21 protein-coding genes and 6 pseudogenes are annotated in these 25,429 nt (G+C 60.5%); 20 read left to right on the plus strand and 7 right to left on the minus strand.

Going from position 1 to position 25,429, the window contains the following annotated elements:
* Positions 1-282: 282 nt before the first annotated feature.
* The 4 genes and pseudogenes from J6497_RS41990 to J6497_RS18930 all read left to right on the plus strand — a co-directional run bounded on the left by J6497_RS41990 (position 283) and on the right by J6497_RS18930 (position 5,001).
* Positions 283-495 (plus strand): globin family protein, encoded by a 213-nt coding sequence (locus tag J6497_RS41990; protein ID WP_376708232.1) that lies wholly within the window; start codon positions 283-285, stop codon positions 493-495.
* An 81-nt stretch (positions 496-576) separates the two neighbouring features.
* Positions 577-760 (plus strand): annotated as a pseudogene (locus J6497_RS41995) (hypothetical protein); the annotation flags it as partial.
* A gap of 256 nt (positions 761-1,016) precedes the next feature.
* Positions 1,017-2,276 carry an NAD(P)/FAD-dependent oxidoreductase gene (locus tag J6497_RS18925; protein ID WP_225705801.1) on the plus strand — a complete coding sequence of 420 codons (1,260 nt, stop codon included), beginning with the start codon at positions 1,017-1,019 and terminating at the stop codon, positions 2,274-2,276.
* A gap of 19 nt (positions 2,277-2,295) precedes the next feature.
* Complete coding sequence (locus J6497_RS18930; RefSeq protein WP_225705802.1) at positions 2,296-5,001, plus strand: nitrate reductase; 2,706 nt, start codon at positions 2,296-2,298, stop codon at positions 4,999-5,001.
* 203 nt (positions 5,002-5,204) lie between these two features.
* On the opposite strand, the gene J6497_RS18935 is transcribed toward J6497_RS18930, so the two are convergent.
* Positions 5,205-5,804 carry a TetR/AcrR family transcriptional regulator gene (locus tag J6497_RS18935; RefSeq protein ID WP_225705803.1) on the minus strand — a complete coding sequence of 200 codons (600 nt, stop codon included), beginning with the start codon at positions 5,802-5,804 and terminating at the stop codon, positions 5,205-5,207.
* Positions 5,805-7,092: 1,288 nt separating this feature from the next.
* Between J6497_RS18935 and J6497_RS42000 the strand changes: the two genes are divergently transcribed.
* The 7 genes and pseudogenes from J6497_RS42000 to J6497_RS18975 all read left to right on the plus strand — a co-directional run bounded on the left by J6497_RS42000 (position 7,093) and on the right by J6497_RS18975 (position 15,471).
* Complete coding sequence (locus J6497_RS42000; RefSeq protein WP_225705903.1) at positions 7,093-7,290, plus strand: twin-arginine translocation signal domain-containing protein; 198 nt, start codon at positions 7,093-7,095, stop codon at positions 7,288-7,290.
* Positions 7,218-7,813 (plus strand): annotated as a pseudogene (locus J6497_RS18945) (superoxide dismutase). Before J6497_RS42000 ends, J6497_RS18945 begins: the two are co-directional and overlap by 73 nt.
* Positions 7,814-8,490: 677 nt before the next feature.
* Positions 8,491-11,700 (plus strand): efflux RND transporter permease subunit, encoded by a 3,210-nt coding sequence (locus J6497_RS18950; RefSeq protein WP_225705804.1) that lies wholly within the window; start codon positions 8,491-8,493, stop codon positions 11,698-11,700.
* Between the two features lie 78 nt (positions 11,701-11,778).
* Positions 11,779-12,972, plus strand: coding sequence for an efflux RND transporter periplasmic adaptor subunit (locus tag J6497_RS18955; protein ID WP_225705805.1), 1,194 nt, complete (start codon positions 11,779-11,781; stop codon positions 12,970-12,972).
* A 117-nt stretch (positions 12,973-13,089) separates the two neighbouring features.
* Positions 13,090-13,802 (plus strand): annotated as a pseudogene (locus J6497_RS18960) (IS5 family transposase).
* Between the two features lie 294 nt (positions 13,803-14,096).
* Entirely contained in the window at positions 14,097-14,588 is a 492-nt protein-coding gene (locus J6497_RS18965) for a hypothetical protein (RefSeq protein WP_225705807.1), read from the plus strand.
* A 586-nt stretch (positions 14,589-15,174) separates the two neighbouring features.
* On the plus strand, positions 15,175-15,471 hold the full coding sequence (locus J6497_RS18975) for a hypothetical protein (RefSeq protein WP_225705808.1): 297 nt from the start codon (positions 15,175-15,177) through the stop codon (positions 15,469-15,471).
* Positions 15,472-15,894: 423 nt separating this feature from the next.
* On the opposite strand, the gene J6497_RS18980 is transcribed toward J6497_RS18975, so the two are convergent.
* Positions 15,895-16,122, minus strand: a complete 228-nt coding sequence (locus J6497_RS18980; RefSeq protein ID WP_225705809.1) for a hypothetical protein — start codon at positions 16,120-16,122, stop codon at positions 15,895-15,897.
* A 621-nt stretch (positions 16,123-16,743) separates the two neighbouring features.
* Between J6497_RS18980 and J6497_RS18985 the strand changes: the two genes are divergently transcribed.
* Positions 16,744-16,953 carry a cupin domain-containing protein gene (locus J6497_RS18985; protein ID WP_225705810.1) on the plus strand — a complete coding sequence of 70 codons (210 nt, stop codon included), beginning with the start codon at positions 16,744-16,746 and terminating at the stop codon, positions 16,951-16,953.
* A 590-nt stretch (positions 16,954-17,543) separates the two neighbouring features.
* On the opposite strand, the gene J6497_RS18990 is transcribed toward J6497_RS18985, so the two are convergent.
* Positions 17,544-17,882, minus strand: coding sequence for an ATP-dependent DNA ligase (locus J6497_RS18990; protein ID WP_312010335.1), 339 nt, complete (start codon positions 17,880-17,882; stop codon positions 17,544-17,546).
* Positions 17,883-17,946: 64 nt separating this feature from the next.
* Here J6497_RS18990 and J6497_RS41565 point away from each other — a divergent pair, with 64 nt between their 5' ends.
* Positions 17,947-18,582: a hypothetical protein gene (locus J6497_RS41565; RefSeq protein ID WP_312010321.1), complete on the plus strand. Its 636-nt coding sequence runs from the start codon at positions 17,947-17,949 to the stop codon at positions 18,580-18,582.
* Here J6497_RS41565 and J6497_RS19005 read toward each other — a convergent pair.
* Entirely contained in the window at positions 18,545-18,928 is a 384-nt protein-coding gene (locus J6497_RS19005; RefSeq protein ID WP_225705918.1) for a hypothetical protein, read from the minus strand. The genes J6497_RS41565 and J6497_RS19005 overlap by 38 nt on opposite strands.
* On the opposite strand from J6497_RS19005, the pseudogene J6497_RS19010 reads away from it, so the two are divergent.
* The 4 genes and pseudogenes from J6497_RS19010 to J6497_RS19025 all read left to right on the plus strand — a co-directional run.
* Positions 18,876-19,385 (plus strand): annotated as a pseudogene (locus J6497_RS19010) (IS5 family transposase); the annotation flags it as partial. The gene J6497_RS19005 and the pseudogene J6497_RS19010 overlap by 53 nt on opposite strands.
* A gap of 43 nt (positions 19,386-19,428) precedes the next feature.
* Positions 19,429-19,533: pseudogene (locus J6497_RS19015) on the plus strand (flagellar motor protein PomA); the annotation flags it as partial.
* 70 nt (positions 19,534-19,603) lie between these two features.
* Positions 19,604-19,780, plus strand: coding sequence for a hypothetical protein (locus tag J6497_RS19020; RefSeq protein WP_225705919.1), 177 nt, complete (start codon positions 19,604-19,606; stop codon positions 19,778-19,780).
* Between the two features lie 29 nt (positions 19,781-19,809).
* Entirely contained in the window at positions 19,810-20,511 is a 702-nt protein-coding gene (locus J6497_RS19025) for a LysR substrate-binding domain-containing protein (protein ID WP_225705812.1), read from the plus strand.
* Positions 20,512-21,297: 786 nt separating this feature from the next.
* Here J6497_RS19025 and J6497_RS19030 read toward each other — a convergent pair.
* Positions 21,298-21,702, minus strand: a complete 405-nt coding sequence (locus J6497_RS19030; RefSeq protein WP_312010323.1) for a hypothetical protein — start codon at positions 21,700-21,702, stop codon at positions 21,298-21,300.
* 37 nt (positions 21,703-21,739) lie between these two features.
* On the opposite strand from J6497_RS19030, the gene J6497_RS19035 reads away from it, so the two are divergent.
* A complete protein-coding gene (locus J6497_RS19035; protein ID WP_225705920.1) occupies positions 21,740-22,111 on the plus strand; it encodes a hypothetical protein in 372 nt (123 codons plus the stop codon).
* A gap of 56 nt (positions 22,112-22,167) precedes the next feature.
* Here the strand turns inward: J6497_RS19035 and J6497_RS19040 are convergent.
* Positions 22,168-22,739: pseudogene (locus tag J6497_RS19040) on the minus strand (transposase); the annotation flags it as partial.
* Positions 22,740-23,316: 577 nt separating this feature from the next.
* Here J6497_RS19040 and ligD point away from each other — a divergent pair.
* Together ligD and J6497_RS19050 are read left to right on the plus strand one after the other, a co-directional pair.
* Complete coding sequence (gene ligD, locus J6497_RS19045) at positions 23,317-24,240, plus strand: non-homologous end-joining DNA ligase (RefSeq protein WP_225705813.1); 924 nt, start codon at positions 23,317-23,319, stop codon at positions 24,238-24,240.
* Positions 24,241-24,572: 332 nt separating this feature from the next.
* Complete coding sequence (locus J6497_RS19050; protein ID WP_225705814.1) at positions 24,573-24,929, plus strand: hypothetical protein; 357 nt, start codon at positions 24,573-24,575, stop codon at positions 24,927-24,929.
* Between the two features lie 184 nt (positions 24,930-25,113).
* On the opposite strand, the gene J6497_RS19055 is transcribed toward J6497_RS19050, so the two are convergent.
* The gene (locus J6497_RS19055; protein ID WP_312010324.1) at positions 25,114-25,401 is read right to left on the minus strand and encodes an H-NS histone family protein; all 288 of its coding nucleotides are present in this window, start codon (positions 25,399-25,401) and stop codon (positions 25,114-25,116) included.
* Positions 25,402-25,429: the final 28 nt, after the last annotated feature.

A 25,429-nucleotide genomic window follows, 5' to 3' on the forward strand; every position in this document is an offset into this window, starting at 1 on the left:
ATGGTCCTGCGTAACATTGTAGGCGCTCCTTTTGGGCCGCGACGGCGTCCATTCGACTGACAAAAAATTCACGATCGTTCGCCTGGATCGCGAAAATCAGATCCAGGCTCCACTGTCGAGCTGGGATGGACGAAGAATATGTTCAAGAACATATTTTGACTGGCGGTATCGTCGCGCCAGTTGGAGGCGCGTCGCCGACTCGTTCATGGCCGCTTACAGCCAATTCGCTCGGCGTTGCCGCGTCATACCCGACACATTTGCGGCGTGCTCCGCGCTCCGCGCATGCGTGGTCCGCGCTGGGATTGGTTGCACCGACATCGCAAGCCGCCCCTTGTTCTATGGGCGGCTGTTCGAGATTGCGCCGGCGGCAAGCCCTTGTTACGCGTCGATATGACGGAACAAGGCTGCAAGCTGATGGCGACGCTGGGCGTTGTGGTCAACAGTCTGGGCAATCTCGAAGCCGTGTTGCCGGCGGCGAGCGCTCTTGCCAAGTGACACGTCGACTATGGCGCGAAGGCAGCCGACGCCCATTGGCGCGGCGCTGCTGTGGACGTTGGAGCAGGGTTTAGGATTACGATGAGCGAACCGCTCGTCATCGTTGGCAACGGCATGGCGGCTACCGGCTTGTGTGAAGAGCTCGCCCAGCGTGCGCTCGGCCGTTATCCCGTCTCGGTGATCAGTGAAGAGCCGCGGCTTGCTGATCGGTGAAGAGCTGTGGCTTGCCGATAATCGTGTGCTGCTTTCGTCGGTGCTGGCTGGCCATGAACGAGTCGGCGACGCGCCTCCAACTGGCGCGACGATACCGGCAGTCAAAATATGTTCTTGAACATATTCTTCGTCCATCCCAGCTCCACAGCGGCGGCGGAGCATCGATCTGATTTTCGCGATCCAGGCGAACGATCGTGAGTCGAATGGACGCCGTCGCATCCAAAAGGAGTGCCTACAATGTTACGCAAGACCCCGATTACACGCCCGTTGGCGCGGGCGCTGCTGTGGACGCTGGAGCAGGGTTTAGGATGAGCGAACCGCTCGTCATCGTCGGCAACGGCATGGCGGCTGCCTGCTTGTGCGAAGAGCTCGCCCAACGTGCGCTCGGCCGTTATGCCATCGCAGTGATCAGTGAAGAGCCGCGGCTTGCCTATAATCGCGTGCTGCTTTCGTCGGTGCTGGCTGGCGAAGTGCGCGCGAGCGACATCTCACTGAAGCCAGCGGCCTGGTGGAGCGATCGGGGCATCACCTTGTACTACGGCGTCGGCGTGACAGCGGCGGATATTGCCGCACGCACCGTGACGCTGTCCGACGGCAAAGCGTTGCCATTCGCCAAGCTCGTATTCGCCACCGGCTCGCGGCCGATCTGCTTGCGCATCGCCGGCGCCGATCTCCCTGGTGTGCTAACATTCCGCGACCTGAGCGACGTCGCGTCGATGTCGCGGGCCGCCTGCCGGAGTGCGCCCATTGTCGTGATCGGCGGCGGGCTCCTGGGCATTGAGGCGGCTTACGGTCTCGCCAAAGCGGGCGCATCGGTGACACTGGTTCATCTCATGGATCGCTTGATGGAGCGCCAGCTCGACGCACGCGCCGCGTTGCTGCTCAAGCGTGCGGTCGAGGCGAAAGGCATCCGGGTGCTGCTGGACGTCGCGGCGGCGAGATTCGTCGGCAATGGTCACGTCGAGGGTGTAGAGCTCAAGGACGGCCGCGTCCTTGCGGCCGACACGGTCGTTGTTGCGGTCGGCATCAAGCCGAACGCCGAAGTCGCCGCTCACGCCGGCATCGCGGTCAATCGCGGCATCGTCGTCGACGATCATCTCGTCAGCAGCGCATCCGATGTTTTCGCAATCGGTGAATGCGCCGAGCATCGCGGCGTCTGCTACGGTCTGGTCGAGCCCGCTTACGAGCAGGCGCGCGTGCTGGCCGAGCGCCTCGCCGGCCGCGACGCACGCTATCTCGGCAGCGTGAATGCCACCCATCTCAAGGTCTCCGGCGTTCATGTGTGCTCCGCCGGCGATTTTCTCGGCGCGCCCGGCACCGAGTCGGTCGTGCTGAGTGATCAGGGTCTCGGCACCTACCGAAAGCTGGTGATTGCCGGCGGTCGCGTCGTCGGCGCCGTGCTCTACGGCGATACGGCCGACTCGTTTTGGTATCTCGATCTCATTCGTTCCGGCGCCGCGATCGATTTCGTCCGCGAGGATCTCATTTTCGGTCGAGCGTTGGCCGAGCGGCAAGCGGCGGCCGCGCGACGAAACAGCTCAGTCGAACAGGAAATGGCGGCAGGTTGATGCGTACGGTGAACCGGTCATGAACACTTTATCGCGGCATCCTCCCGCCGTGCGCACCACCTGCCCGTATTGTGGCGTCGGCTGCGGCATCCTCGCAGCCGTGGACCGGCAAGGCGATGCGACTATTTCCGGCGATCCCGCGCATCCGGCCAGTTTCGGGCGGCTGTGCTCGAAAGGCGCGGCGCTCGGCGAAACGCTTTCGCTCGACCAGCGCTTGCTCCACCCCATGTTCCGTCAAGCAGGCGGTTCTCTTGCACGTACCGATTGGGACACCGCAGTGGCAAAGGTCGCAAACGGCCTGCGCACGATCGTTGATCGCGACGGGCCGAACGCGATTGCGTTCTATCTTTCCGGCCAGTTGCTCACCGAGGATTACTATGTCGCTAACAAGCTGATGAAAGGCTTTCTCGGCTCGTCCAACGTCGACACCAATTCGCGGCTGTGCATGGCCTCTTCAGTTGCCGGTCATCGCCGCGCCTTCGGCGCCGACGTGGTGCCCGGCATTTACCGGGATCTCGACGAGGCCGATCTGATCGTGCTCGTCGGCTCCAATGCGGCGTGGTGCCATCCGGTGCTCTATCAGCGGATGATTGCCGCGAAAAACGAGCACGGCGCCAGATTGGTCGTTATCGATCCGCGGCGCACCGCGACGGCGGACGCGGCGGATCTGTTCCTGCCGATCGCATCCGGAATGGACACCGCGCTTTTTTGTGGGCTGCTTGCCTACCTCGCCGATACACGCGCCCTCAACGACAGCTACATCGCGGAACATACGAGCGGCGTTGCTGAAGCGCTTGCGCGCGCCCGCGAGATCGCCGGCGACGCGGCGGCGACCGCCAGTGCGAGCGGGCTCGATCTCGACGAAGTTGCCCGCTTCTTTGAGCTGTTCGCGCGAACCGAGCGCGTCGTCACGTGCTACTCGCAAGGGGTCAATCAATCCGCGCAAGGCACTGACAAGGTGAATGCGATCATCAATGTTCACCTCGCCACCGGGCGCATCGGCCGGCCGGGCATGGGACCGTTCTCGCTGACCGGCCAACCCAACGCCATGGGCGGCCGCGAAGTCGGCGGGCTTGCCAATCAAATCGCCGCCCATATGGGTTTTTCGCCCAGCGAAACCGATCGCGTCCGCCGCTTCTGGAACGCGCCGCGAATGGCGGCGAGCGAAGGCCTCAAGGCCGTCGACATGTTCGAAGCAATCGAACGCGGAACGATCAAGGCGCTCTGGGTCATGGCGACAAATCCGGCGGTGTCGCTGCCGCGCGCGGGCGCCTTTCGCGCGGCGCTGAAAAAGCTCGAATTGTTCATCGTGTCCGAGACCACGCTCCACAACGACACCGTCGATGCGGGTGCGCATGTGCTCTTGCCTGCGGCCGCTTGGGGCGAGAAAGACGGCACCGTCACCAATTCGGAGCGGCGTATTTCGCGCCAGCGAGCGTTCCTGGCGCGCCCCGGCGAGGCGCAGCCCGATTGGTGGATCGTCAGCGAAGTGGCCCGCCGCCTCGGCTTCGAGAGCGCGTTTGCCTACCGTAAGCCGGTCGATGTTTTTCGCGAGCATGCAACCCTGTCGGCGTTCGAGAATGATGGTCGGCGCGGCTTCAACTTGGGTGGTCTCGCGGCGCTCGCCGACCATGACTATGACCGGCTCGACCCGGTGATGTGGCCTGTGAAAGCCGGAGTCGAATCAGGCGAAGCGCGCTTCTTCAGCGCCGGAGCGTTTTTCACGAGTGATCGGCGTGGCCGCTTCATTGCACCAGAACATCCGCGCGTGCGTGCGGCGACGAGCGACGCTTTTCCGCTGCGCCTCAACACCGGGCGCCTGCGCGATCAGTGGCACACGATGACGCGCAGCGGAAAGAGTCCGCGGCTAGGCGCGCATTCACCCGAACCGATGGTCGATATTCACCCCGATGATGCGAGTAGGGCGGGCATCACCGATGGCGGTTTCGCCAAGGTCACGACGCCCCATGGCGGCGCCGTGCTTCGGGTTTGCGTTCGTTCGAGTCAGCAACGCGGATCGATTTTCGCGCCAATTCACTGGAGTTATTCGACGGCAGCCGATGCGTGCGTCGGAGCGCTGGCGATGGCGGAAAACGATCCGTTTTCCGGCCAGCCCGAACTCAAGGCCACGCCCGCGCGCGTCGACTCTCTTGAGTTTGCCTATCGCGGCTTTGCGCTCACGCGCGACTTGATCGGGCTCCCCGACGGAACGTGGTTCGCGCGCGTCGCCGTTGCCGGAGGTCACGGACTTCTGTTCGCGACCAACGAATTGCCCGCCCGATGGCATGGTCTGGCCGAAAAGCTGATATCCGGCGACCCGGAGCGTGCGGAATATATCGATCTGCCGCGTGGCATCGTGCGCATCGCCGCGTTGCGCGCCGGCAGGATCGAGACCTGCATTTTCTCCGGGCCGTCACAAAATCCGCCGCGATGGGAGGTCGTGCGCGCGCTGTTCAACTCCGGAATTTTGGCCGAGCGCGACCGCCGTCTTCTTCTTTCCGGCCAAAGCGCCGAGGACGTTGCCGAAACCGGACCGATCGTCTGCGCCTGTTACAGCGTCGGACTTGAAGCCATCCGCCGCGCTGTGGCTGAAGGGGGTGCCGCAAACGTCGCCGATATCGGGCGGAGCCTTCGCGCCGGCACCAATTGCGGCTCCTGCGTTCCGGAATTGCAGGGAATTATCAAGCGGACCACGTCCGCGGTCGGCTCGCGAACCACCAGCTAAGCTGATGGCGTCAAGCTTGCGGTCCTGGCGTCTGCCTGTGTTTGCGTGGAAGGAGCAGTAGCCCGCTTTGCCTTTCTTTCAGCCGACTATACGACGGGCGCTTCCGGGCGTATCTCACGCCAACGACGCGAAGACCTTTCGGACCTCGCTCGGGCGTGAATGCGATGGATGCGGTTACCCAGGGCCGTGTGCTCTGTCGCCACTCATTCCGACCTTCGGCGCGGCCACTGTCCGAGCGACAGCGCGATGCCCATTGCGGCTTCGCGTATTTCGTCGGCGAGCACGCGATCTTCGATCGAGCGCGCCAACACCATACCGCCAACGCATAGCGTTGCAATCGCGCGAGCCCGGGATCGGGCCGCCTCTCCGTTACGCTGCAATGCCTGCTCAAAAACATCGATCATGACCCTGAGCACGGTTTCGAATGCTTGCCGAACACGGTGCTCCTCGCGCAAAAAGTCGGTCGGAAATGCGATCAGGGGGCAAGTTCCGTCGATATCCTCGAAACGCTCGCGCGAAAGATAGTCCCGGACGAACTGTGCCGCGCTGCTAACAGCGCGCGGATCGATGCTCACTCCGTCGCTGCTTAAAAGCTGCTTTTCATTCAAAATTTGGGTGACCGCTTCGGCGTAAACATCACCCTTGCTCTCAAAGTAACTATAGAAACCTCCCCGGGTGAGCCCGGCATCAGCCATAACGTCGTCGATTGACACCGTATCGAACCCGCGGCGGTTGAAGAGCCGCCGTGCGCTCCGAACAATTCTTTGTTTGGTTAGGCGACGGTGATCGGCAGGATACGACATCGAACCTCTCTCTGGCGACAAGCTAGTGCCTCGATCTCGAAAGCCACATGCAAGCAGTAGGCTTGCTTCGGAGCGGTTTTTAAACTGCGGCACCGACGCAACCGTTCCAAGCAAAACTCAATTGACAAAAAAGTTAGTATTGATTCTGATCGTACGGTAGGAAGCGGAAAATTGAAGGTTCGTACATTCATCCAAATCAGCGGAATCGACCCGGTAAGCTACTCGCCGGGCTGCAACGAACTCTTTCAGGCGTTAGCTCTACCGCTTCGCTTCGACATTTTGCGTTAGTCGAGAGGAAAAGCGGCCGCGCACTTTCTCCGGCACAGCTCTCTCGCCGACATGCTATCGGCCAACCGAGGGCGGTAGGTGATAAACGACAAGGCCGCATCTCTCATCGGCTGATGCTCTATCGCGAGTTCATTGGAATGGCTTTTCTCGAGATGTGAAGTGATAAGATCTGGAGTCGCGGGTTGATATCCATTTTTTCGGAATGCCCAAGACATGGAGCCATTGTAGGTTCGTAGCGGGCCGGTACCATTAAATTCACTTTTAGAAAGGCAGCCGGCGCGCTCAGCGATTTTGGCGGAAATGAGGTGCTAACTGTAGCCGGCGGTCCGCGCAGAAGGCCAGGTCGCGACGCGCTTTCACCCTGCTTCCAAGACGGGGAAGGAAGGCGGCAGCGCGAGCAGGCACGCTGCCAACTAAAGCTCATATTGCCTAACTTAAGCGGCCGAGTCCTCGTTCACAGTGTCGGATCTTGGTTGGGGGCCGATCGCCCGCCGGCCGAACTGCACGATGGCTGTACCTTGACTGTCCGCCATCGGCGCAGCGCCGAACGAACGCCACATCGCGTCCGGCGGAATCGTCGAATTCAAATTGGCATCAGCCCGTTCACACCGCCGGCGCGAGAAGTTCGTTACGAACCCGTAATGAGAATGCGTCTTCTTGCATGAGGCATTGCATCGCGTGCGCATCACACTTGGATCTCAGGAAATTCATTCGAAATTCTTGGCGATTGGGCGATCAATGCCCTCGCGATCCCGCAGGTTCTAACGATCATCCGTCCCGAGACGCTGGTCATCTGGCCGGCATTCATTGTTATTGGCGCTGGAAGTCATTGCGAGACGGGATTGCGGGGCGACCGACCTGGTCTGGACGGCTGAGGCTGCGTTGTGGTCCAAGTCGCGACAGAGTGACCCGCTTCGAGGGGCTCGAGATCACGCCGTTGCCATGAGCCGAGTCTAAACGGCATCGAAACTTGGGGCTGTTCAGCACTGGGAGCGACCAAATGAACTCAATAACCGAGCGTCGAAGCTTTATCCAGGGAGCGGGTCTCGTCGTCGCCGCAGCCTCAACGGCCGCGTTCGCCGGAACGCCCTCGTTCGCCCAAAGTAATCCGCAGAAAGGGCGGCCATGCCTTATCAGGCAAAACCGCTGTCACTCGATCCGAAATCAATCTCTGGCATTTCCGAAAAGGTGCTCGTGAGCCATTACGAGAACAATTATGTCGGCGCAGTGAAGCGCCTTAACGCGATTGGCGCACAACTTGCCGAGCTCGATTTTGCTAGGCACCGAACTTTGTGATCAATGGACTGAAGCGCGAAGAGTTGATCGGGGCGAATTCGATGATTCTGCACGAAATCTACTTCGATGGACTTGGCGGCGGTGCCGAGGCGAGAGGCGGACTGGCGGATGCGATCGCCCGCGATTTCGGGAGCCTCGATCGATGGCGGGCCGAGTTTTCCGCGATGGGTAAGGCGGAAGGTGGCGGCTCGGGCTGGGTTATCCTCGCTTATTCGCCGCGCGACAAACGCCTCGTCAATCAATGGGCGGCGGATCACACTACGACGCTGGCCGGCGGCCGTCCGGTGCTCGTGCTCGACATGTATGAACACGCCTATCATATGGACTACGGCGCGGCGGCTGCGCGGTAAGTCGATGCCTACATGGAAGCGATCCGGTGGGACAATGCGGCTAGACTGTACGATCTGTACAGCCATGAGGCCTGACGAGTTTGATGGAAATCAATGGTGCCACAGATTGGCTGTCGGCACGAGTCATGCCGGCGGCCAAACTTACGAACGCTGAAGCCATGAAGATCGTGAAAAGCTATCGCAGAAGCAGGTAGCTGGGCCATGAGCAAGCTTGTCTCAGGCAAGACACCCCTCGCGTCTGAGGTAGATGATCCTCTAAATTTCTAAGCCTGGGACCAGCGCCTACGTTTCATCACCGCCACACACTGACGATCCTCTAAGGCCGAAAGGCAATTCAACACGACAATCCGGATGGCCGAAATATCCTGGAGCGCTGAGCGCTAGGGCAAACTGGTTGCAGCAGGGTTTGCCGCGTCCATGGGGCCGTTGCTGGCCGCTATTCATCCGCAAACTCACGCAGTCGAAAGGCGTCAGAGCCTGCGCATCACAAGGTGGTGCAATGGGACCTTGGTGTCTTCCTCGACGGGCGTTGTCGAATTATGTGTTTCTCGTCGGGGCCTGCAGACCCCCGGCACTCCAAGACGGTCCGCCGTCCAAGCTCTGCTCAGGCTTGAGGTCGTTGGATCTCGAGGGGTTGAGCATATGGACGGAAATACGAGCCGGATTTTTCCGAAACGTCCCGCTAATTTCCATTGGTGCCGTCGAGCGGCGCTCGCTCGTCCGGGCGCGGTAAAGCCGGCTGAGGCGTCACGATGAACTTGGTGTCGTTTGCATTGCGACGCCCGATCTCACTTTTGGTGATGGTCGTAGCCGTTGCTTTGGCGGGTTTTCTGGCGGTCGATCGCATGTCGCGGGACATTTTCCCAGATCTCGGCGTGCCCGTCCTGTATGTGGCCCAGCCGTACGGCGGCATGGACCCGGCGCAGATGGAAGGGTTCATCGTCAACTATTATGAGTACCACTTTCTCTACATCACAGGCATCGAGCACGTCGAAAGCAAATCGATCCAAGGTGTGGGGCTGATCAAGCTCCAATTCCATCCCGGCACCAACATGGCGCAGGCCACAGCGGAGACGGTCGCCTATGTCGATCGCGCCCGTTCCTTCATGCCCACCGGAACCGTGCCGCCTTTCGTGATGCGGTTCGACGGCGGTAGCGTTCCAGTCGGCGACCTCGTCTTCTCCAGCAAGACCAAGACAGTCGCCGAGCTGCAGGACGCGGCGCTCTTCAAGGTGCGCCCGTTGTTCGCGACCTTGCCAGGCGTGTCGGCACCGCCGCCCTTCGGCTCGAGCCAGCGTACCATCCTCGTCCGCGTAGATCCCGCCAAGCTGCGTTCCTACAACATGTCGCCGGACGAGGTGGTGCAGGCGTTGGCTGCCGGCAACACGGTCAGCCCATCGGGTAACGTCCGCATCGGCGAGCTCTTGCCGATGGTGCCGGTCAACTCGGTTGTCGGGGACTTCAAGGGCCTGAACAACATTCCCATCCGCTCGCACGGAACGCAGACGATCTTCATACGCGACGTCGGATCGGTTGAAGACGGCACCGACATCCAGACCGGATACGCGCTGGTGGATGGACGCCGCACGGTCTACATCCCCGTCACCAAACGAGCGGACGCCTCGACACTCGCGGTCGTCCAGGCCGTCAAGGCCAACTTGCCACGCTTCCAATCCGTACTGCCGGACGGTGTTGACGTCAGTTACCAGTTCGACCAGTCCCCCTACGTGACGCGCGCCATCCAGGGCCTGTTCGTCGAAGGCGCTCTCGGCGCGGTGCTCACCGGCCTCATGGTGCTGCTGTTTCTGCGAGATTGGCGCAGTTCGCTGGTCGTGGTCTTGAACATTCCGCTCGCGATCCTCGCGTCGGTGACGGCGCTCTGGGTATCGGGTCAGACGATCAACATCATGACTTTGGGCGGGCTGGCTTTGGCCGTCGGCATCCTGGTCGACGAGGCGACAGTCACCATCGAGAACATCCACACCCGTCTTGCTGATGGCCGCAGCCTTGCCCGTGCCGCGAGCGAGGCCACGGCCGAGACGACGGTGCCCCGGTTCGTCGCCATGCTGTGTATTCTGGCGGTGTTCATTCCTGCCTTCGTCATGACCGGCGCCGCGCGCAACCTGTTCGTACCGCTGGCCTTGGCCGTCGGTTTCTCGATGGTGGGCTCGTATCTGCTTTCAAGTACCTTCGTGCCAGTGCTCTCGGTGTGGATGCTGCGCAATCCGAGCACGCATCACACGCCGCAAGAGACGTCTTTCGACCGGCTGCGCGCCAGGTACGATCGGTTCGCGTGCACCGTCATGAGACGGCGGCGCACCGTCGTGCTTTCCTATCTCATCATCAGCGGCGCAATCATTTTCCTGGTCGGCAGCTCTCTCGGCACCGAGATTTTTCCGATCGTGGATACCGGTCAGCTCCAATTGCATCTGCGGGCTCCGGCGGGCACGCGCATCGAGCGCACCGAGCAGATCGCGCTGCAGACACTCGACGCGATCAAGCGCGAGGTCGGTCCGGATAATGTGGCAATCAGCCTCGGTTTTGTCGGCACGCAGCCGCCCAATTACCCCATCAATACGATTTATCTCTGGAGTTCCGGCTCCGAGGAAGCGGTGCTGCAGGTGCAGCTCAAGCGCGCCGCCGGGATCGGCATCGAGGATTTGAAGGAGCGGCTGCGGCAGAAATTGCCGCAGGAACTGCCGGGCGTGCGCTTCTCATTCGAGCCAAGCGACATCGTCAGCCGCATCATGAGCTTTGGCGCGCCGACACCGATCGAAGTGGCTGTGAGCGGGCCGAACCTCGCAGATAGCCGCCAATACGCCGATAGACTGCGAGCGAAATTGGCACAGGTGCCGACGCTGCGAGACCTGGGATTCGAGCAGGAGCTCGATTACCCGACCGTAAAGGTCGCCGTGGACCGCGAGCGAGCGGGTGTTCTGGGGGTGACGGCGGATAACGTGGCAAAATCCGTCGTCGCGGGCACGTCATCCAGTCGCTACACCTCCGCGAATTATTGGCCCGATCCCAAGACCGGCATTGGCTATCAGGTGCAGGTCGAGATCCCCGAGCACCAGATGAATTCCCTCGAGGAGGTGAAGAACCTCCCCATCGCTCGCCGGCCGGGCCAACAGATCGATCTCCGCAATGTGGCCGGCGTTACCGACGGCACGGCGCTCGGCGAATATGACCGCTACAACATGCAGCGCATGCTGACGCTCAGCGCGAACATCTACGGCGAGGATGTGGGACACGCGGCAGCCCGCGTGCAGCAGGCGATCAGCGATGCGGGAAAGCCACCCGATCGGGTGAACGTGACCGTGCGCGGGCAAGTCCAGCCGATGGCGGAGATGTTCGGAGGCCTGGGTCTGGGACTCCTGATGGCGGTGGGTGTTATCCTTCTGCTGCTGGCGGCCAATTTCCAATCGTTCCGGCTTGCCCTGGCGGTGGGGCTGACAATTCCCGCCGTGATCGCCGGGGTCGTACTGATGCTTTGGCTCACGCGGACCACGCTCAACATTCAATCCTTCATGGGCGCGATCATGGCGATCGGCGTCGCCGTGGCAAACGCCATCCTGCTCGTGACGTTCGCGGAGCGCAGCCGGGTGGAGGGCCGCGAATCATGGGAGGCGGCAATCGAAGGCGCACGGAGCCGTCTGCGTCCGATCCTGATGACGAGTTTTGCGATGCTGGCCGGCATGATGCCGATGGCGTTGGGGCTGGGCGAGGGCGGAGAGCAAAGTGCGCCGCTGGGACGGGCGGTGATCGGCGGTCTCCTTGGCGCAACGTGCGCCACGCTCATCGTCCTGCCGGCGATCTTGGCCATGCTGCAGTCGCGGCATGCCCGGATTTCCGCGTCGCTCGATCCTGACGACCCGCAGAGCCGCTACTTCGAGGCGGAGCCGCGGCTCGCGACGGTGCCGGATCGTGGCGACGCTGAACACCATGCTTGGGCGGCGGAATAAGCGAACAGCCAGAACAGATTTTGAAGGCGGAACACGATGAATTCAACGAGTCGAACAAGCATAAAGGTGTTGGTAGTCGTGGTCGGCCTCGGCGCGGGGGGCGCCGTGGCCCAGCGACATCTGGCGGCATCGCCATCACAGGTGAATTCCACGAAGGCGGATGGCCCCCCGCGGGTCGAGGTTGTGCGTCCGCGCCGCGCCACCGTGGCCCAACATCTCCAAACCAATGCCTCCCTCGAAGCCTATGAGGAAGCGGATCTCTTCGCCAAGGCCTCCGGATACCTGTCCGATGTTCGCGTCGATATCGGCGATCACGTGAAGGCTGGTCAAGTGCTCGCGGTGATCGACGTCCCCGAAATGAAGCAGGAGCTTGCCGAAGCAGAGGCCCAGCTCGAGTCCAAGAAAAGTTCGCTGGAGAGCGCGCGCCGCCAAATAGACCACAACAAGGCAAACCTTGCGCTTCAGAACGCCTTGGCGAAAGACCGGGAGCAGCTCGGCGAGGGAAGGGGGTTCATCAGCGACCGGACCCTCGATCAGGTGCACGCCAACGCGGACATCGCCAAGGCGGATCTCGGCGTTGCGGAAGCGAACCGCGCCCTCGCGGCCAACCAGCTCGACGTCGCCGCCGCGACCGTGGAGAAGATCAAGGCGCTACTCGCCTATACGCAGATCGTGGCGCCTTTCGATGGCGTGGTGGCGCGGCGCCTGGTGAACCGGGGCGATTTGGTCCAGGCCGCCACGGCCACGCGGACGACACCGTCGGCAGGGTCACTGTTCACGGTGCAGCGAATCGACACGATCCGGGTGTTTTGCGACGTTCCGGAGAACGCCGTACCTCACCTGCACATCGGCGATCCGGCCAACGTCAAGCCGGCTGGATTCGACGGTAAGCCGTTCATCGGCAAGGTAACCCGCTTCTCCATGCGTCTCGATCCAGAGACCCGCAACATGCGTACCGAGATTGATCTGTCCAATCCCGAGGAACGGCTCTATCCTGGCACGTATGCAGAAGTCTCTCTGGAAATGAACCGGCGTCCCGATGCGCTTACCATACCCGCCGCTGCCGTAGGTTCGGATGGCGACGGCAACTTCGTGTATACCATTTCTGACAATCGGATCACACGTCTCGCCGTTAAGACTGGTCTCACCGATAATGGTCGCGTCGAGGTGACTGCTGGCCTGCCGGAGGAGGCACCAGTGGTCGCAACCACCAAGGGCGTGCCGCCACTAAGAGCGGCGGTTCTGCCGCAGATGGTCCGCGAGAATTCCTAGTTGAAGAAATACGCGGTCAACTAGGGTCTGTTGGGATTCAGGATTCTCATTCGAGCTTGGCTGTGATTCAAGCTTCGGATGGAACGATTCGTTTTGACTGACGCCCAATGGGCGAAGATGGAGCCGCTTTGTCTGGGCAAACCGAGCGACCCCGGACGCAGCGGCAAGGACAACCGGCTGTTTGTCGAGGCGGTGCTATGGATCGCCCGCACGGGCAGCCCGTGGCGCGATCTGCCTCGCGCTTTCGGCCATTGGAACAGCGTGTACACGCGCTTCCGCGACTGGGCGAAGGCGAATATCTGGAAGCGGCTGTTCGACGCCGTCTCCGATGATCCCGACTTGGAATACGCTATGGTCGACGCCACCATCGTCAAGGTCCACCGCCACGGACAGGGCGCAAAAGGGGGACTCAAAGCCAGGCCATCGGGTGCTCGAAAGGCGGCATGACCACCAAAATCCTGGCGCTCACTGATGCGCTCGGCAATCTCGTGCGCTTCGTGCTTCTGCCGGGACAGCGCTTCGACACGGTCGGCGTGCCGCCGCTCATCGAGGGATTGGCCTTCGACGCGCTGATCGCCGACAAGGCGTTCGACAGCAACGCCATCATCGCCGAACTCGATGCGCGCGGCGCCAAGGTCGTCATCTCCCAGCATCCGCGCCGCGCGAGACCTCTCACCGTCGACCAGGAAATGTACAAATGGCGGCATCTGATCGAAAACTTCTTCTGCAAGCTCAAGGAATTCAAGCGTATCCCACTGCGCGCTGACAAGACCGATCAAAGCTTCGCAGCCATGATCCATCTCCCGGCTGCCGTGATAAACTCACGATGAATCCCAACAGACCCTAGTCCACCTAATTCCCTGTTGCGTCCGGAAAAATCCCTTTTCCTCGAACTGTCTTCCCTGTTCATCCGAGTAGGGAAATGCTCGAAAAGTCGCTGCGGCACAGCGGTTTCCGGCTCCGAGATCGTCTCCCAGACCTCTAAAACCGCGAATTTCCCTGTAAAATTCCCTTGTTTAGCAGGGAATCTGCGCGGAGACAGGTGCGATCAGCACTGCGTCGCCAACCATCTTCAAGTACTTCTAGTTTCGATTTCGTGCGCAATGATTTGAATCACGGCGGCCATGTCCGTCGATGTCAAGGCCTACGCTAAGGACGTCGAGGAACAGATAAAGCAAATCCGCGACGATCTTGCGCCCCTCGAATCATCCGATGAGCCAGCGCCCCTTATGGATATCGAACTTCACCAAGCCTTCCTCTCGCATTTTCAACAGGAGGGATTGGCAAGTTTCCTCATTCACGACACTGGCGCGTTTCATGACTTCGTAGACTTTAAGCGGCCTCTCGCGGAGCGCGTTCAGGATATTTTCTCGATCATTCAGCACAACTGGACTCCTACAGTCATTACGGAATCATTGAGGATACGAAAGCTGGTCTTCCGTAACTACTCGCTCAATATTCTCGGTCTTGCTCTTGATGCGGTATCTAAGCCGCCCGTCTGCCTCAACGGGCATACGCCGAACGACGGTGTAAATCATCGACGGATCAGTTGCGGAACGACCTTGTGGTCCTTGGGGCTGGTGGTGAACGTCTTCATTGAGCTTGTAGGCATGTGACATATGCCTTCCCCTGAGAGTCAGGGCTGCTCTAGCGTAGACCTTGCTGTGATGCAACGCACCTATTGCTACTCCAGCGAGGCTCGCACTTAGATTCGTTGGCCCATCTACGCGGCGCACACGCGTGAGAAAAGAGGTGGGGCAAATGCATGAGGTTCCCTCTCTGCCCATCTTCGCAGCCATTCTAAGACCGGCGCAACGATACCGCTGCACCAATTACCGAACCCCATCGCGATACGGCGTGATCGGCACGGAAGGACTGATAGTCAGGTGGTCGGGGACGACGATGTCGGATGCGCGGGTGAAGTGTGTGCCCAACACCATGATCATGGGCGTACGCTGGGGAACGCGTAGTGCATTTCGAATCCGACCCCGAAGCTTCATTCGAATTACATCCGGTTTACAGCTTCGAGATGGCCCGCCAAGCGGCCAAATACAACCTATAAGCCGACTTGATCGGACAAATGCGCACATTCTGCGAGAAAGCGATAGCTATTCGTCACTTTCTGATCGAGGCGTCGTCCGACTGCTGCCGCCGGCGGGTATGAGGTAATGACCGACGAAGAAATGATCGAAAGCGCATCGCATGAGTGAAACCCCGATTGACCTCGACAAGCACCGTGGCATGGCCGCGCAAAAAGCCACCGATATCCGTCGCGTGCTCGCCGACGTCGAGACCAGTACAAAACGGCTGCGCGATCATCAGGCGGCTGTCGAGCGCCAGCTGCTTGCCGTGCCGGCGACCTCCTGGCCCGAGGCGGTCGCAAGAGCGCGTTACGTTCTGAACCTGTATGCAGCGGACCTCGCGCCGACCGATATGCATCACCGCGATCTGGTGACGGCGGTGCTTGCCGACCTCACCCGGCTCGCTGGTGAGGGCTGAACGAACCGAGTGCTATCCCTTACTAGCTGAAAGCGTCATCCTCTGCGTTCGATGCAGCATCGAACGACCCAACTGAAAGCGTCCGATGCAAAATCTTTCGCCTCGTCACGTCAAGACTGACGAATCGCTTCGCCTCGGTGTGGTGTCCGGTTGGTATTCCACGAAGGTCAGCGGAACATTCGTGTCGGACCGCACGATACCGAAGCCGACTGTCTGCGCAAGATTGCGGAGATCGACCCTCCGCAGGTCAGGAAGAAATGACCATCATAGGAGCGTGCGCTATCGCTGCTCCATCAGCCGGGAGGCAGACCGAATGGCGCTCGCACGAGGCGTGATAATCCGGACTGCACCATCAAGAAATATGCTCCGTGGGGGCTCCCGGCGGGCCAGCCGTTACCCCCCGGGCGACGATAGCCGAACTTGCTAGCTCAACAAAGTGCGGACCTTCTTCTCGGCGTCATAGATTTCGACCTGAAGCATCGGATAAGCCGACTTCAGCGCGCGACCGGCGGCTTCTGCACCGTCGGTCGTGTCAAACTCCGACTTGAAATGGCCGTCGACAATTGTCGCAAATCCTTCGACAGGGGGCCGGTCGGCTCGCATTGCTTTCTTCGGCTCTGGCTCGTCAATAGAGAGAATGGGCTTTTTCATCATTGTTCCTTTTACGATGCCGCGATCATGATTCTGCTGGAGACCTTCGAGCCTTGATCGTGTAGCTTGCTACCACAAGAGCTGCCATGCTCTTTTGCGGCTGCCGCTTGGCCGTCGTTCAGCTGATCCGGGTCAAGGCAACCAGTGGAATGCCGGCGGCAAGGGCTCACGGACGAGTTCACTCACCACTGGATAATCATCAGACCGAGGAAAGCCGGCACCATGATTGGAGGGACAAGGCACTCATGCAGTTTGAATTTTTGGATGGTGGACATACCGACCGCCCTCTCTTTGTGGCGGGAGTAAAGGTCTCTCGGTCACCGATAGCAGCCAAGGGTGGACGGTGACAGCTACAGCAGACGCCCTTTCTTGCGCGATGTCGAGAAATCGCTGAGGCAGTGGCGGTTGCGCCGTTTCCACTATATTGACCGCGCATCGCGCGAAGCTTGCTATCGGGTGCCCGAGTATCCATATGATCGATAGCGTCACCGGTTTCCTGCAAGAAGGCGTGTCCGGAGACGCGACGCCTTAGCGGCACAACCTTAGCCACGCAAATCGTAGTCGGCGATATCGAGCAGCGGCACGTCGTTCCGGCGTGCGCGTCACGCGTCAGGACAACCTATGCCCATCGAACACGCGTCCGTGCGGGCTATGCACAAGCCCTGGGGCGTCAGCGATCTCCAGCCATGGAGCGACATCGACGGCACGAGTGACGCCGTGGGAGAGCTGTGGTTCGAGCGGGCCGATAAGAACGCGCCTGTCCCTGCGCTGCTGCTCAAGCTGTTATTCACAAGCGGGCCATTGTCGCTTCCAAAAACAGTATCCGTATGAGGTGGCGTGCGGTCCTGCGTCCGCCACCATCAACAGCGGTGACGCGGTTGCCTTTGTACGTCTGGATCGCAATTTCCCCGGCAAGGGAGTCAATAGTCCGGGCATGCGGGTGCTCCTGTTCGAGGGTGATGTCGGATCGGGTCACACCACTGCTGGCCTCGGCAGGATAGTAAGTAAGTCCGCAGCTCCATCAGCCGTCTGTACTCTGCATCACACCTCTCAGCGCGGCAGATTGCCGCGAAATCTCGTATAGAAGCTACGCTATCTGAAATACGGTAGGCCTCAGCGGGCCACGCTCACCGCACCGATTTATGGCCCGCCCTTCAGAACTGATCTTGCACGCGCCGAAACGCCGGATGCTTCGGGTTCTTGACCTTGACCCAGTGGGTACAGCGGCCCGCGAGGTAGGCGCGCCCGCTGTGCTTTGAGACCAAGCCCTCCAGTCCCATCAAGCAGGCATGTCGAAACAGGTCCGGGCCGATTGTGCCTTGCTCATAGGGGGCAGCGTGGATGCCCTAGGTTCGGCGAGCGAGCAGTCGCGCAAGACGGACTTGCACATTGACAATGGCAGTCGCCGATGATCGTCGCCGTCACCCCGCCAGCATGTCGAAGGCGTAGAACTGGACCTCGCCATCGTAGCGCCCGAATGCAACACGGCGAAGTCGGACGGGCCCGTCGACATTGAGCACCACGGCCTCGCCGTCGAGGACGAGGCTGGACTTGAACTTGCGCGCGGTCTCGACAATCCAGGGATAGCGGTCGGTCCAGTTGTGGCCGCCTCTGCTGTTCAGCCGCACGCGGTCGCGCTCGCGGATGACCATCATCCGGTAGCCGTCATTCTTGATTTCGCGGAACGAGTCCGGGCCAGATGGGACATCGTCGGCTTTGACCGGCAGGGCGATTCCAAATGCCTGCTCATAGAGGCGTATATATAAGAATGGACGATTTGCGAATCCGGTTTACTGACGGCCAGCCGCCGACCGGCTGGAATGCTTGCCGATCGTCATCGCTGAGGCTTTGGTTATGCGTTCCTCGCCCTCGATTATCCCAGGGGCCGACCGGGATATCTATCTGGTGCTCGACGACCACGGGCGATGCCTCGGTCGGGCGTGGCCCGAAATGAGCGAAGAGGACACTGACCGGGAAACGTTGCTCCGCCACCTGATGGAGGGGCAGTATCACAACCCGATCCGGATCGTCAGTTTCAACACCAGCGAGGGCTGGTGGCAAGACGCCTCGGAGGAGATCGCCGCCGCGCTGCGCCGGACGCGGCGAGGTCCCGCCGACGCTGGAGGACTTTCTGGAACGGCACGGCCACCGCGTCGATATCCAGCTTTCGCTGCTCTAACCGGAAGCCGGTTAACTGACCTTGCTGCCGGACGGCCAGCTCCGTCGCACAAGCCGGACCCGCTCGATGCGCCCGCATTCCTCGCAGCGATATTGAATGATGTCCTTGCTGTCGTGGCCGGGGCTACTCCTCTCGAGCCGCATCGTCTTCTTGCAGATGATGCAGGAAATCAGCGTGAGCAGCGGGGTGCGATCGTCATTCACGGCTTTCTCTCGACCCAGTCTGAAAAGCACGAGCTGCCGTTCATCGCGACTGCGGTGTTCGCGTCTGTGACGTTTTGAATTGCCACCGCGCCGAACGGCTTTTGCCTTCACGCGCGACTACGCCGGCTTTTTCCGGCCGCCACAGACTTATGGTCAGCGAAGTGACCTTGCTGCGCAGCGTTTCGTGAATGGATATGTCATGGCCGAGTTTCAGCATTTCCCGCACAATGGCTTCTGCTGTCATCGGCCCGTGCTCCGCAAGAATCTGGCGCACCTGACGCCGAGCTTGATCTGGCCGACCGACTTGATGATATCCGCTCTTTTGTCCGTGTTGATGATCCTGTTGTAGGCGGCCGAGGGCCGCAGCTAGCGAGGCCATGTCGGACAATCCTGATTTCGAATATCTGATCGTCGATTCCAGCATCGACCGAGCCCATCAGCCCGCTGCCGCGGCAAAAAAGTCTGAAAGTCAAGCGCTCGGCCGCTCGCGCGGTGGTCTGATCACCAAGATCCATATGGCCGTTCGGGGGGCTCAGATCTCCGGTGCGGTTCACGCTGACCGCAGGTCAGAAGAGCGATGCACCGCAAGCCGCTGCATTAATCGAGGGATTACCTGCCGAGGTCGTCATGGCCGACACGGCTTATGACGCCGATCATTTGCGCCGGCCATCGCCGCCAAGGGGCGGTCGCCCGTCATGCCCAACCGTCACGAGCCCTCAAACATCTTTCTCGACAAGCATCTTTACGCCCAGCACCATCTCGTGGAGTGCTGCTTCAGCGATCTCAAGCAATTCCGCCGTGTCGCCACCCGCTTCGAAAAGACAGCCCGAAACTATCGCGCGGTCGTTACCCTCGCAGCCATCATACGTCTGACTGTCTGAGGTGTCGAGCTCCAGATCCTCTGGAAAAATGACCATGCGCCGACCTGGTGACGAACTGGCCCGGATCGCCGAGATCGCCCGCAAGCAGGGCCCGGTCGGCCCTGGAAGGGTCGAGACCAACGAGCCCTTTCTCGCCAACGGAATCCGTTAGCCACGGACCAACCGAGCGCCCACTCCTATGTACGACCAGACGGTCTGGATCATGTCGATGCCGAAGGTTGGCAGGGAAGACAGAAGACCACACGCTCGTGGAGAAGACCCCTGATGCCGATCTGTTGCGCGAGATGATTGCGGCCCAGCGTCTGATGGAGCTGGAAGTCGAAGGCCAGACCGGGGCGGCCTATGGCGAAAAGAACCCCCCCTGCTGCATCGCACGACGCGCAGCGTTGCGCTGACAGAGGCCGGAGGGCGCCTGCTGGCGCGGTTGCGTCCACTGCTCGACGAGCTTGACGCGGCGATCGAGTCGGTGAACGCGCACCGCGACAACCCGGCCGGGCACCTGAGGCTGACCATTCAGCCACTACTGGCGCACTTTGTGCTAGCGCCATTGCTTGCACGATTTCTGGAGGAATATCCGGAAATCACGCTCGAGATCTCGGTCCAGTCAGCCTTGACCGACATCGTTGCCGGGCGCTACGACGCCGGCATTCGCGTCGGCAGCCGCCTTGCCCGGGACATGATCGCAGTCCGAATCACCGGCAACGTGCGCTATGTTGTCGTCGCTTCGCCAGGCTATGTGGAGCGCCGTGGCTCTCCGCGGAGATCATCTGACCTCTACTCGCATAGTTGCATTCGACTTCGGCCAGCTGCCGGCGGGTTTATTCCATGGAAATTTATTAGTGAGGGCAAGGCCGCTGAGGTCGAGGTGAGGGGACCGCTTATCGCAGATGACCCGGAGCTGGTGGTCCGCGCCGCACTTGATGGCATCGGAATCGCCTACATCGACGAAGATTGCGTGGCTCCCATGATCGCCGACGGGCGCCTGATCCGCCTGTTTGAGAATGCTATCCTGCCGACTGCCGAGGGGTCCTTTCTGTACTATCCAGGCCGACGGCAAGACTCCGCGGCTCTCAAGGCGCTCATTGCTTTTCTTCGCACGAACTTGCGCCGGGAAACTGAGAAGTGAGCCGCTCTCGGATTCGCGTTACTTTCTGCTGCTCGGAAATAGCGTGCATCGTGCGATTCCCATCCTTGCGTCGAACGCCTGAGGTAGAGTTTAGGATACAGCCGCAAAAGGATGCTGTTGCCGGCGGATCGAGTTGACTTGTCGTCAAACGAAGCCGCTGTGGCAGCTTCGACTAGCTTGCGGTCGAGTGGCAGCGCTCGCCTCTCTAGTCGGACCTGGCAACTGACGGCGGTATCGGATCTCGGACGTGGAGTTATCCACCAATGCGTAGGGTTGGCAGAAGCCCAATGCTAGGAGCCTTGATCCTTCTGTACCCTCCAGTCTGTCGCGAAAAAGGACTCCGGCGCTCGCTATTCGTCGGTGCGTCTGGGGCGGTCCTCGGTAAATCTCGCTTTCCGACCCAGCCTCGGCGGGACGGCGAAAGCTAACAAGCGCTTGCAGTTCGGGTATATGGGCTCAACTATCTCATCAGTCATTGTCGATGTTGAACCAAAGCCCGCGCGCACTTGGATCAACCTATTCCTCCAACTATTCGGCGAGATCGCCGCGGCGTTCTTACCTCGGCTAACATTGGCGGCGATGTCCGCGAGCTCAAAAAACTGCCGCCTGGCATGAGCCCACCAGAGTGCGGGCGTGACCGATCCCTGCACCGTAAGCCCCGGGTGAGGGCCGCCTTCGAGATTTCCCGACGGCAAGCCGAAGCAACGCTATGGGACTTAGAGTATTTATCTTATTGACAATACTCATGGTTTCTTGTTCGCATAACATAGATTATGGAATATATTCCTAGATTCCGAAAAGCCGACGCTGCTGGTTTGCCCCCAACCGACGTTTCTTATGGTGCGTTCGCTGTCTTCGCAGGACACCGTCGCGTTGACGCCGCTTTCGTTCCCGCTTGCGCCGAACTGGCGCTATGGAAGGCATCGGTGACAGAGCCGTGGCCGGCGTCGGCTCCTCGACCGCGCGGACGGCAAGCAGCTCCGTTGCTTGGGCGGGTGCGGGCCGCGCCTCCATGATCTCGAGAACTGAGCGACCCTTGTCAGTGACACGCCAGCCGCCGTTCATCCGCTCGATGAGACCTTGGGAGAAGATATCCAGGTCGGGCACGCGGGCTGCCAATCGCTTCGTGCGTTCGGCCCAGTCCCGTCCGCTGGTCGCCAGAATCGCCATATCGCGCTTGAGGTCCGCCATCGGGGCGAACCCGTCTGGATAGCTAACCGGAGAGTTCATGAGTTTGAAAGCAACCACCGCCGGCGCTTCGAACGAGCCGATCCTGCATTGCCCCAAATGCAATCACGAGATCCGGCTAACGGAGTCTCTGGCCGCTCCCCTTCTCGCTGAAACCCGTCAGCGCTTTCAACAGCGGCTAGCCAGCGAAGATGCAGAGATGGAGCGTAAGACCGAGGCGCTGCGGCTGGAACGCGAGCAGATATCCGACACTCGTTGCGGCGATTCGGCACGTGCGCGAAGTGTGATAAGTAACGGTGGGACACCTGCGAGCCGAACGCAGAGATCAGAGTTGTGTGAAAATGCTCGCATAGGTTGGCCGGATTCGACCAAACTGCGCCGCAAATCACCCCAAAGTGTCGCCGCATCCTAAAAGACAGCGGTGGCAGATTTGGGAAATAAGAAAAACCCGCCGATTCGGCGGGTTGCGCCGCTTGCCGGTCTTACTCAGATGTCCATCAATCGCGATATGCGGGGTAACCGATCTATCTCTCAGGTCATGTACGAACTGCGTGACATCATAGGCCTTATCCGCTCCCAGAGTGATCCGCTTCGCGCACCCACGCCTGTCGATCAGGGCAAGCGCAATCTCCCGTTCGGCGGTGCCGGTCGCTTGGCTCACCCCACCCAAAACCGCTAAGCCATTGCGGTTCTCCATCAGAGCATGGCCCATATAGCTCAGCTTGGCTGGCTGGCTGCCCGTCACCCTTCTTGCAGAGCCGCGCCTCGGGATCGGTCGTGCTCGCATGGGTCTCGTTGGATCGCTTCTCCTTGTGGAAGCTGCGCTCGGCGTTGCGTCCCGGACCGTCCTCGTCTTTGTCGCTACCATCCTTCTTCCGGAAGCTCTTGATCGAAGCCCAGGCTTCAATCAGCGTACCATCCACCGAGAAGTGATCGCTTGATAGCAGGCGCTTGACCTTTGGCTGCGCCAAAAGCGCGTTCAGGAACTTGGCCGCAATCTCGCCCTCAAGCAGCCGGTCGCGGTTCACTGAGGATCGGCTCCTCGGCGTCCAATCGTCGCGATGGAAGCGCAGGGATTGGCGCGACCCGGCAGCTGGGCCGCCTTCTTCCACGAGTGGGAGAGGCGCGGACGGCCCCAGCTGCGGGCGGGCGCCCAGTCTACACGTCAGACCAGAACTACTTCTTCATCACCCCTCCGGGCGATGCGGCGTCGCCCTTGCGATCAGGCGCCCCGGCTGGACCGGCTCCTTGGGTGCTCGGCTCCTTGGCGGATGGGGCCGAGCTTTGTGCGGCTGGTCCCGTCCTGCTGTTCTTCATGTTCGCGCCGCCTCCGGTCGTCGAGCCACTCATGGACTCTCCTGTGGTGGTTTTACTGCCAGCCGGCCCGCCAGCTTGCGAACTACCTCCAGCGCTGCTGCCCGTTTGCGCCATTGCGACGGCCGATGACAATACAAAAACTGCGGCTAAACTGATCGTCTTAATCCTCATCATTTCCCTCACAGAGCTGCTGCCCGTCGCGCCAACCGATGCCACAATGATCCGTTCCCATCGGCAACTGCAGTTGGAACGAAAGGTCGCACCTCCAATTTGTCAGCCTTTCGTATTGGAGTTATTTGAGTGGCGTTTCAGCGCAGGAAGCCGGCGGCGATCGGCATCAAGGCGCCCTACCCGGGCTTCATCGAGCCTGAATTGGCCGCCCCGGTCGATCGAGTGCCCTCCGGGACGCGCTGGCTTCATGAGATCAAGTTCGATGGCTACCGCGTCCAGCTTCACATAGCCAACGAGGCAATCAGGATATTCACGCGGCGCGGCTACGACTGGACCAGGCGCTTCAAGAAGATTGCCGCCGACGCCTACGAGATCAATGCGGGGTCGGCGATCATCGACGGCGAGGTCGTGGTGCCATCGCAGGACGGGACCACGGATTTCTCCGTCCTGCAGAACGAGCTGAAAGGCAGGTCCACCAAGATCGTGATGGTGGCTTTCGATCTGCTGTACCTCAACGGCTATGACCTTCGGAAGCTGCCGCTGGTCGAACGCAAGACCCATCTTAAGAAGCTGATTGACGGGGCGCCCGTCCAGTTCAGCGAAAGCTTTGATCTCGACGGTCACGAGATGTACCAGCATGCCTGCAAGGTCGGGCTCGAGGGCGTTGTTTCCAAAGTGCGCGACAGCCGCTACGGCCCGGGTCGCGGCGGGGATTGGGTGAAGGTGACTTGCCGGCAACACGAGACGCTAACCATCGCCGGCTTCGCCCTGGACGAAGGCAAATGGGATGGCATTTATCTCGGCCGGCGCAAGGGCGACGCGCTCATTTATGCAGGCAAGGTCGACCACGGCTTTGATAAGACCTCGGCCGCAGATCTGCAGAAGCGCTTAACGCCCCTCATCCGGAAGATGCAGCCCTACGCAAAACGGATCGCACGCAAGGGCATATGGGTTGAGCCTAAACTGCTGGCCGAGGTCGAGTACCGCGCGAAGTCGGCGGAGGGCAAGGTGCGGCACCCCTTCTTTAAGGGCCTGCGGGAGGACCTGCGATGAAGTGGTGCGCCCGCTGCGACAACTGCCGATGGGTTTGCGAGAACCATCCTGATAAGCAATGGCTGGGAGACGACGCCTGCGAGTGCGGCGGAGCCGGTGCGCCGTGTCCAGTCTGCAACCACACTGACGAAAACATCCCACCGGAGCTGCCAGAGGGCTTTGAGGCCATCTCACTGGATAACGACAATACAGATTGAGTGGATCAAAATCGTCTAGTCTGGAGCGCAGCAGCTTCTAATCGCGAGGAGATCTCTGGCGCTCGTGCTTCTTTCCTCGTTTTTTGGAACTCTGAACCCGCTTGGCTCGTTCGCCATCAATAGGCGTGCAATCTCGTGGCCGATGTAATGATGGCGCCACTTCGGAATACGTATCGGCCGAACCTCCGGTATCACCTGAAGGTCCACTCCTTTCGCATCTTCACGGCCATCGCCGCATGGCTGCTCATTGTCGCAGCGTTCTATGAGAAGCCAGAGTTGCTCACCGGCGCTCAGCGCTCCCTGCAACGTGGCATAGAAGCCATCGGCGACGCGATCCCGCCGCCGTGGGGACCACGGATCGAGTTCGTCTTCCGAGAGCTCGGCGGTTTGATCTGGCTTCAGATCACGCTGTTTGTGCTTGTACTTCGAGTGGTACTGTCGACTATCGCTGCGATGTGGCGATTTGGTTTACGCCGAGAGCGCAACTTCTAATCTCAACAAACGCAGTAGCTGTCGCAAGTGGGCTAGCGCGTCGGTCGGGACCGGCGGCAGCATGTCCATGTCCTTCCCGCCGGGCGAACGGGTCGCCTGTCCAGGAGATGGGAACTGTTTCTTACGGCGGCCGCGGCCCGCCCGAACGTACCGCGCTTCGAGAGGCGAAGTCCGCCCCTCTAAGTCATATCCTGAATTCGTCCATTCGCCGGCCTGATTGCAACTGTTTTGCCAGCCAGCGCGGACACCTGCCCCGACCGGCCCACGTCTCAGCCGGATCATCAGGATTTCGATACTTGGGAGAGACTCGCGGATACGGTCGCCGTCCAGAAAGCGGTTGTTCTAACCGATTCAATCTGTCGACGAACCGTTGCTTCTGCTGTGTGATCTTTTCCTTCAGCACGTCTGAGATTTCGACGTGCAACGTCCATAGACGATCGAGATCCATTTTTTCGAGTTCAGCTCGCCGCATTTATGTCCCCATTGTTTAAAGTCGCTGG

Source organism: Bradyrhizobium cenepequi (genome assembly GCF_020329485.1).
Classification (GTDB): Bacteria; Pseudomonadota; Alphaproteobacteria; order Rhizobiales; family Xanthobacteraceae; genus Bradyrhizobium; species Bradyrhizobium cenepequi.